Origin of the sequence: Pseudonocardia sp. KRD291, assembly GCF_019263595.1 — a bacterium.
GTDB lineage: Bacteria > Actinomycetota > Actinomycetes > Mycobacteriales > Pseudonocardiaceae > Pseudonocardia.
The window spans coordinates 1-8,102 of record NZ_JADQDD010000275.1; the positions used below are offsets into that span (position 1 = coordinate 1).

Annotated in this window: 10 protein-coding genes; 9 read left to right on the forward strand and 1 reads right to left on the reverse strand. The window is 72.5% G+C overall.

Annotation, left to right across the window (positions count from 1 at the left end):
* From I4I78_RS26755 to I4I78_RS26790, 8 genes are all read left to right on the forward strand, one after another.
* The coding region (locus I4I78_RS26755) for an SMC-Scp complex subunit ScpB (protein WP_218614269.1) at positions 1-297 on the forward strand (297 nt) is incomplete at its 5' end.
* Between the two features lie 9 nt (positions 298-306).
* Positions 307-1,107 (forward strand): pseudouridine synthase, encoded by an 801-nt coding sequence (locus I4I78_RS26760; protein WP_218614270.1) that lies wholly within the window; start codon positions 307-309, stop codon positions 1,105-1,107.
* 64 nt (positions 1,108-1,171) lie between these two features.
* Positions 1,172-1,534 carry a chorismate mutase gene (aroH, locus tag I4I78_RS26765; RefSeq protein ID WP_218614271.1) on the forward strand — a complete coding sequence of 121 codons (363 nt, stop codon included), beginning with the start codon at positions 1,172-1,174 and terminating at the stop codon, positions 1,532-1,534.
* 136 nt (positions 1,535-1,670) lie between these two features.
* A complete protein-coding gene (gene cmk, locus I4I78_RS26770; RefSeq protein WP_226380499.1) occupies positions 1,671-2,345 on the forward strand; it encodes a (d)CMP kinase in 675 nt (224 codons plus the stop codon).
* Complete coding sequence (locus I4I78_RS26775; RefSeq protein WP_374225925.1) at positions 2,342-3,070, forward strand: lysophospholipid acyltransferase family protein; 729 nt, start codon at positions 2,342-2,344, stop codon at positions 3,068-3,070. Before cmk ends, I4I78_RS26775 begins: the two co-directional genes overlap by 4 nt.
* A 50-nt stretch (positions 3,071-3,120) precedes the next feature.
* Positions 3,121-4,533 carry a ribosome biogenesis GTPase Der gene (gene der, locus I4I78_RS26780; RefSeq protein WP_218614278.1) on the forward strand — a complete coding sequence of 471 codons (1,413 nt, stop codon included), beginning with the start codon at positions 3,121-3,123 and terminating at the stop codon, positions 4,531-4,533.
* Positions 4,534-4,553: 20 nt separating this feature from the next.
* Positions 4,554-5,552: an adenosine deaminase gene (locus tag I4I78_RS26785; protein WP_218614273.1), complete on the forward strand. Its 999-nt coding sequence runs from the start codon at positions 4,554-4,556 to the stop codon at positions 5,550-5,552.
* Positions 5,553-5,591: 39 nt separating this feature from the next.
* Positions 5,592-6,161 carry a hypothetical protein gene (locus tag I4I78_RS26790; protein WP_218614274.1) on the forward strand — a complete coding sequence of 190 codons (570 nt, stop codon included), beginning with the start codon at positions 5,592-5,594 and terminating at the stop codon, positions 6,159-6,161.
* A gap of 13 nt (positions 6,162-6,174) precedes the next feature.
* Here I4I78_RS26790 and I4I78_RS26795 read toward each other — a convergent pair whose 3' ends face one another.
* The gene (locus I4I78_RS26795; RefSeq protein WP_218614275.1) at positions 6,175-7,398 is read right to left on the reverse strand and encodes a cytochrome P450; all 1,224 of its coding nucleotides are present in this window, start codon (positions 7,396-7,398) and stop codon (positions 6,175-6,177) included.
* A 62-nt stretch (positions 7,399-7,460) separates the two neighbouring features.
* Here I4I78_RS26795 and I4I78_RS26800 point away from each other — a divergent pair.
* The coding region (locus I4I78_RS26800) for a TetR/AcrR family transcriptional regulator (RefSeq protein WP_218614276.1) at positions 7,461-8,102 on the forward strand (642 nt) is incomplete at its 3' end.

Below are 8,102 nucleotides of genomic sequence, written 5' to 3' on the forward strand. Positions count from 1 at the left end.
GACGGCCAGCGCGCCCGCCTGACCCGGGCCGCGCTGGAGACCCTCGCGGTGGTCGCCTACCGCCAGCCGGTGACCCGCGCGCGGGTGTCCGCGGTCCGCGGCGTGAACTGCGACGGGGTGCTCCGGACGCTGCTCACCCGCGGTCTGGTGGAGGAGGCCGGAACCGACGATCAGACGCAGGGGACACTGTTCCGGACGACCGAGCTGTTCCTGGAGCGCCTCGGCCTGGAGTCGGTGCAGGAGCTGCCCCCGTTGGCGCCGCTGCTGCCCGACATCGACGCGATCGACGACATGTGATGAGAGACGATGAGTGAGCGAAAGGCCCGCGAGGTATCCGAGGGCGTCCGGCTGCAGAAGGTGCTGTCGCAGGCGGGAGTGGCGTCCCGCCGCGCGGCCGAGGAGCTGATCGCCGCCGGGCGGGTCTCGGTGGACGGCGAGACCGTGCGCGAGATGGGCAGGCGGGTGGACCCGGACACGGCGATCGTGCACGTCGACGGGGCCCGGGTCGTGCTCCGCGACGACCAGGTCTACCTGGCGTTGAACAAGCCGCAGGGGATGCTGTCCACGATGTCCGACGACAAGGGTCGGCCCTGCGTGGGCGACCTGCTCCTGGACCGGGTCGAGATCATGAACCAGGCCCAGCGGCTGTTCCACGTCGGACGCCTGGACGCCGACACCGAGGGCCTGCTCCTGCTGACCAACGACGGCGAGCTCGGCCACCGGCTGATGCACCCGTCCTACGAGGTCACCAAGACCTACGTCGCCGAGATCATGGGCCAGCCCGCCCGGGACGTCGGCAAGCGCCTGCGCGACGGGATCGAGCTCGACGACGGCGACGAGCGGAACCCGGGCGGGCCGACCAGCACGGTCACCGTGCACTCGTTCAAGCTCGTCGACTCGCTGCCGGGACGCTCGATGGTGGAGCTGGTGCTGCACGAGGGCCGCAAGCACGTCGTGCGCCGGCTGCTCGACGAGGTCGGGCACCCCGTGCAGCGGCTCATCCGGACCGCGGTCGGCGACGTGCAGCTGGGCAACCAGCGACCGGGTAAGCTGCGCCCGCTGAACAACTCCGAGGTCGGGGCGCTCTACAAGGCCGTCGGCCTGTAGGGAGGCGCGGGCCGTGGGAGGCCCGGGACCGCGTCGCCGGACCGGATCTCCTACGCTGCCCGACATGGCGGTACGAGCGCTGCGCGGCGCGACCCAGGTCGATGCCGACGACCGGCAGGAGATCCTGGACCGCTCCGCGGAGCTGGTCACGGCCGTGCTCGAACGCAACCAGCTGGTCTCCGACGACGTCATCTCGATCTGGTTCACCGCGACCCAGGACCTGACCGCGGAGTTCCCGGCCTACGCCGCGCGGCTGCTCGGCCTGACCGACGTCCCGCTGATGTGCGCCACCGAGATGGCCGTGCCCGGGGCGATGCCGCGGGTGCTGCGGCTGCTCGCGCACGTGGAGACCACCCGGCCCCGGTCCGAGCTGCGCCACGTCTACCTGCACGGCGCGGCGGCACTGCGCACCGACCTGCCGCAGTAGGCCCGCCCACCCGGGCGCGGGGCGGATCTCCGTACCGGCGACAATGGACGGGCGCGTGCCCGCAGACGGCGCGTGCCGGACGACGGTCGTGGGGCCGGAGAGGTGGGTACTGGTGGCCTTGCGGGGCGTCGTCGCGATGGACGGACCGTCCGGGACGGGCAAGTCGACGGTCTCCCGCCGGCTGGCGCAGGCCTGCGGTGCGGCCTACCTCGACACCGGCGCGATGTACCGGGCCGCCACGCTGGCCGTGCTGCGCGCGGGGCTCGACGAGAACGCGTCGGAGGACGCGATGGCGGCCGCCGCGACCGGGCGCGACCTGGCCTCCGGCACCGACCCGGCCCGCCCGACGATCACCCTCGACGGCGCCGACGTGAGTGCCGAGATCCGCGGGCCGGAGGTGACCGGCCTGGTCAGCGCCGTGTCCGCGCTCCCGGGGGTGCGCACGGAGCTGGTCGCGCGCCAGCACGAGCTGATCGAGAACGCGGTGCACGGGGGCGGCGGGATCGTCGTCGAGGGCCGCGACATCGGCACCGTGGTGGTGCCGGACGCGCCGTTGAAGGTCTACCTGACGGCCTCGCCCGCGGTCCGGGCCGCACGGCGCGGACGCCAGGACGCCCGGGCGGGCCGCGAGGCCGACCTGCGCGTCACGCTGACCGACGTCGAGCGCCGGGACCGGCTCGACTCCAGCCGCCGTATCTCGCCGCTCTACGCGGCCGCCGACGCGCTGGTGCTCGACACCGACAACCTCAGCGCGGACGACGTGCTGGCCCGGCTGCGTATGCTGGTCTCCGAACGGGGGCTGGAGGGGTGAGCTCCGCCGGCTCCCCGGTGTCCGGCAGCGATCGGGGGTCCGGGAACGACCAGGGGGCCGGGACCGATCTCCCCGAGGGCGCGCTGGGCTGGATGCACGACCTGGCGCGCTGGATCGGGACCTGGTGCTTCGTCCCCGTTCTGCGGGTGCGGGTGCATCACCGGGACCGCATCCCGGCCTCCGGGCCGGTGGTGCTGGTGGCCAACCACAGCTCGTTCGTCGACGGTCCGCTGTTGATGGGACTGATCGGGCGCCGCGTGGTGTTCCTGGTGAAGCAGGAGATGTTCCGGGGGCCGTTCGCGGTGCTCCTACCGTGGATCGGGCAGTTGGCGGTGCGCCGCGGCGCACCCGACCGGCGGCCGCTGACGGCGGCGCTGGACGTGTTGAGCGGAGGCGGGATGGTCGCGGTGTTCCCGGAGGGGACCCGCGGCAGTGGCGAGGTGGCCGCGGCCCAGCAGGGTGCGGCCTGGCTCGCCCGTACGGGCGGGGCGCCGATGCTGCCGGTCGTGTGCCGGGGCACCCGGCGACCGGAGGGATCGGGGCGGCGTTTCCGCCCCCGGGTGGATGTACTGGTGGGAAAAGCGCTGCCGGCGCCGCAGGGCCGAGGACGTGCAGAACTGGCCGCGGCGACCGAGCAGGTACGCGACGCACTCTCCGCGCTGGTCGCGGAGCTGGACGAGATGAGAGGCCGGGGCGAACCCGGCCGGGACGCGAGTGAGACGTGAGCAGTACTGACGAAGCAGGCGTGAACCTCGGACACGAGGAGCGCGCCGAGATGGACCGGCTGGGGCTCGACCCCGCCGAGTTCGTCGCGACCGACGAGGACGGCCTGCCGATCGCCGGGCTGGACCCGGACGAGGTGCTGGCGACCCCGACCCTGGCCGTCGTCGGGCGGCCCAACGTGGGCAAGTCCACGCTGGTCAACCGGCTGATCGGGCGCCGCGAGGCGGTCGTGCAGGACATCCCGGGGGTGACCCGCGACCGGATCGTCTACGACGCCCTGTGGAACGGGCGCCGGTTCAAGCTGATGGACACCGGCGGCTGGGAGCCCGATGCGTCGGGCCTACAGGGCGTCGTCGCCGCGCAGGCCGAGACGGCCATGCGGACCGCGGACGCCGTGATGCTGGTGGTGGACGCCTCGGTCGGGGCCACCACCACCGACGAGGCCGCCGCCCGGGTGCTGCGGCGATCGGACGTCCCGGTGATGCTCTGCGCGACGAAGGTCGACGACGACCGCCTGGTCTCCGACACCGCGTCGCTGTGGCGTCTCGGGCTGGGCGAGCCGCACGCGGTCAGCGGCCTGCACGGCCGTGGCTCCGGTGACCTGCTCGACGCGGTGCTCGAGATCCTGCCCGAGACCCCGCGGGAGGACTTCGGCGCCGCCGCGGGCGGTCCGCGCCGGGTGGCGCTGGTCGGCAAGCCGAACGTCGGCAAGTCGAGCCTGCTGAACAAGGTGGCGGGGGAGAACCGCTCGGTCGTGCACGACGTCGCCGGCACCACCGTCGACCCGGTCGACTCGCTGGTGGACCTGGACGGCGAGGTCTGGCGCTTCGTCGACACCGCAGGCCTGCGCAAGCGGGTCAAGATGGCCAGCGGCATGGAGTACTACGCCAGCCTGCGCACGTCGTCGGCGATCGAGGCCGCCGAGGTGGCCCTGGTGCTGATCGACGCCAGCGAGCCGATCGCCGAGCAGGACCAGCGGGTGCTCACGATGGTCTCCGAGGCCGGCCGCGCCCTGGTGATCCTGTTCAACAAGTGGGATCTGGTCGACGAGGACCGCCGCCGCGAGCTCACCCGTGAGCTCGAGCGCGACCTGATCAGCGTCCGGTGGGCCGAGCGGGTCAACGTCTCGGCGCTGACCGGACGTTCGACGTCCCGGGTGGCGCCCGCGCTGCGCCGGGCCCTGGAGTCCTGGGACACCCGGATCCCGACCGGGCGGCTCAACTCGTGGGTCTCCGACCTGGTCGCGGCCAAGCCGCCGCCGGTGCGCAGCGGCAAGCAGCCGAAGATCCTGTTCGCGACCCAGGCCCAGACCCGACCGCCGACGTTCGTGCTGTTCGCCTCCGGGTTCCTCGAGCCGGGCTACCGCCGGTTCATCGAGCGCCGCCTGCGCGAGGACTTCGGGTTCGCCGGCTCCCCGATCCGCCTGTCGGTGCGGATCCGGGAGAAGCGGCCGCGCAAGAAGTGACCGCGCAGGAAGTGAGGGCCATGCTGCCGAGCGCCGAGTTGCACCTGCATCTGGAGGGCACGCTCGAGCCGTCGACGATCCTGGAGCTCGCCGAGCGCAACCGGGTCCGGCTGCCCTACGCCGACGTCGACGAGCTCGCGGCGCGCTACGAGTTCGCCGACCTGCAGGCCTTCCTCGACCTGTACTACGCGAACATGGCGACGCTGCGCACCGCGCAGGACTTCGCGGACATGACCGACGCCTACCTCACCCGGGCCGCGGCCGCCGGGGTCGTGCACGCCGAGGTCTTCGTCGACCCGCAGGCGCACACGTCCCGCGGCGTCGCCCTGTCCGAGGTGCTCGACGGCGTCGGGACCGCCCTGGCCGCGGCGCCGTCGGTGCACGGGATCAGCACCGGCCTGATCCCGTGCGTACTGCGCGACCACAGTGCCGCCGACGCGATGGCGATGCTGGACGGTGTCCTGCGCTCGGGCGCCCCGGTGCTCGGCCTCGGCCTCGACTCGGCGGAGGTCGGACACCCGCCGTCGGCGTTCACCGAGGTCTTCGACCGGGCCGGCGCCGAGGGCCTGCACCGGGTCGCGCACGCGGGGGAGGAGGGGCCGCCGTCGTACGTGTGGGAGGCCCTGGACCTGCTCGGCGCCGAGCGGATCGACCACGGCGTGCGCAGCCTGGAGGACGGCGACCTGGTCGCCCGACTGGTCCGGCAGCGGACGCCGTTGACCGTGTGCCCGCTGTCGAACCTGCGCCTGCGCGTCGTCGACGACCTGGCCGAGCACCCCCTGCCGGAGATGATGCGCCGCGGGCTCGTGGTCACGGTGAACTCCGACGACCCGGCCTACTTCGGTGGCTACCTCGACGACAACATGGCCGCCCTGCGCGGGTCCTGCGGCATCGACGACGACGCCGCCGAGGTACTGGCACGCAACTCGGTCGAGGCCGCGTTCCTCGACGACGCCCGCAAGCGCGAGCTGCTCGCCCGGATCGACGCCGCCGTCACCGGCGCCCGGCCCCGGAACTGACGTGCGCGTGGGCCGGTGCCGTCGCGGGTAGCCGCGCCCATGGCCAAGGACGCGAGGGACTACCAGGACGACTACACCGACCCACGACTGCGCGAGCGGCTCAAGGAGGAGATCAAGCAGTCGGACAAGGGCGGTGCGCCCGGCAAGTGGTCGGCCCGCAAGTCCCAGCTGCTGACCCAGGAGTACGAGAAGCAGGGCGGCGGGTACCGGCACCCCGACCAGCCCACGGACGCTCAGCGCAGTCTCGAGCAGTGGACCGACGAGAAGTGGCAGACCGCGGACGGGTCCGCCGGGGCACGCGGCGCCGACGGCACCGACCGCTACCTGCCCGAGAAGGCCTGGGAACAGATGTCGGACGACGAGAAGGCGGAGACCCGCCGACGCAAGCGGGCGGGCTCGAAGAAGGGCCGGGGCGACGTCCCGAACACCGACGCCGCGAAGAAGACCCGCAAGGGTGCGCAGCTCGATGAGATGAACGCCGACGACGCGGTGAAGGAAGCCCGCAAGCTGTCCCCCTCCACCGCCGAGAAGGCGCTGGAGCACGAGCGCGCCAACCGGGGTCGCAAGACCGTCGAGCAGCAGCTCGGCAAGTCGGCACGCCGGGACTGAGAGCCCGGCACCGTCACCAGCTGACCGGCAACGAGTTGACACCCTGGATCGTCGTGGCCGGCCGCAGCTCCAGTTCGTCGACCGCCACGTCGAGGCGCAGCGTCGGGATCCGCTCGAGCACCGCAGCGATGATCACTTCGAGCTCCAGGCGGGCCAGGTTCTGGCCCAGGCACTGGTGGACGCCGTAACCGAACGCGATGTGGTGGCGGGCCGGACGGCGCACGTCGAAGGTGTCCGGGTCGGCGAAGACCGCGCCGTCTCGGTTGGCGATCGAGTTGCTGACGATGACGCCGTCGCCTGCCCGGATGAGCTGCCCGTCGACCTCGATGTCCTCGGTGGCCACGCGCCCGCCCGCGATGTCGGCGATCGACAGGTAGCGCAGCAGCTCGTCGACCGCACCCGGGATCAGGGACGGGTCGGCGCGCAGGGCGTCGAGCTGGTCCGGGTGCTGCAGCAGGGTGATCACGCTCAGCGAGGTCATCGACGCGGTCGTCTCGTGCCCGGCGACGAGCAGCAGCAGCGCCGAGGCGACGAGCTCCGCGCGGTCGATCTCGCCGGTCGCCAGGCGTTCGGCGATCAGCGTGTCCAGCAGCCCGGTGCCCGGGTCGGCCTGCAGGGTCGTGACCAGACCGTCCAAGTAGCCGGTGAGGTCGTTGCGCGCGGTCAGCGAGCCCGCCGGGTCCGTGGACTGCACCAGCCGGGTGCTGGCGTCCTGGAAGAACTCGTGGTCGCCGTAGGGCACACCCAGCAGCTCGCAGATCACCATCGAGGGCACCGGCAGCGCCAGCCCGCTGACCAGATCCGCCGGTGGGCCCGCGGCGAGCAGATCGTCGACGAAGCCGTAAACGATCCGCTCGATGTCGGCACGCATTCCCTTGGCGCGCTTCACCGTGAACTCGCTGATCATCATTCGGCGCTTCGGGCCGTGCTCAGGCGGGTCCATGCTGATGAACGCCCGGTTCTGCTGCGTGCGCAACGCCTCACCGCGGGCGGAGGTCATCGGGAACCCGTCGGCGGTGCGGTCGGCGGAGAGCCGCGGGTCGGCGAGCAGCGCGCGCGCCGCCCGGTGGCCGGTCACGACCCATGCGGGACTGCCGTCGTAGAGCGTGACCGGACGAAGCGGGCCCTCCTCGTCGCGCAACCGGGCGTACCCGTCGGGCAGCCGGTACGGGCACGTCCGGTCGTTCGGGAAGCTCGGAGCGTCCTGGGTCTGTCGCGTCGCCACGGTGTCGGTCATCGGGTCCCCCGAGAGTCAAGCAATGTTAAAGAACGGATCGTTCTCTATAGTTCGAGGCTAAGATGCCCGGCGAGAGAACGCAACGGTCTCTCCGGGACGACCTTGGAGTCACGCTGTCGCTGAACACCGAGCCGGCCGGCGGGTCGGGACTCGACCACCGCAAGGGACCTCGCCGTCGCGGCGAGGTCCTGGAGAGCGCCATCCTGGCGGCCGCGTTCGACGAGCTCGTCGAGGTCGGTTACGCCGCGCTGACCATGGAACGGGTGGCCGTCCGGGCGCGCACCAGCAAGGCCGCCGTGTACCGCCGTTGGCCCGGCCGTGCCGAACTGGTGCTCGAGGCGTGCCGTGAGCGGGGGATCATCGAGGTCGACCTGCCCGACACCGGGGCGCTGCGCACCGACGTCATCGACCTCCTCCGCCAGATCTCGGCGAAGATGGCCAGCCCGCTCGGCGGCATCCTGCGCGGGCTGCTGACCGAGCTGACGCGCGACCCCGCATTCGCGACGCTGATCCGCGAACGGATGTATCACGTCGGTCCGTCGACCATCCTCACCGTCCTGGAGCGCGCCGTCGAGCGCGGGGAGGTCGATGCGCAGGTGCTCGGATCGCGGCGCGCCACGGTGGCGACCGACCTGCTGCGCAACGAGTTCCTGCTGTTCGGGGTGCCGATCGCGGACGAGACCATCGTCGACATCGTCGACGAC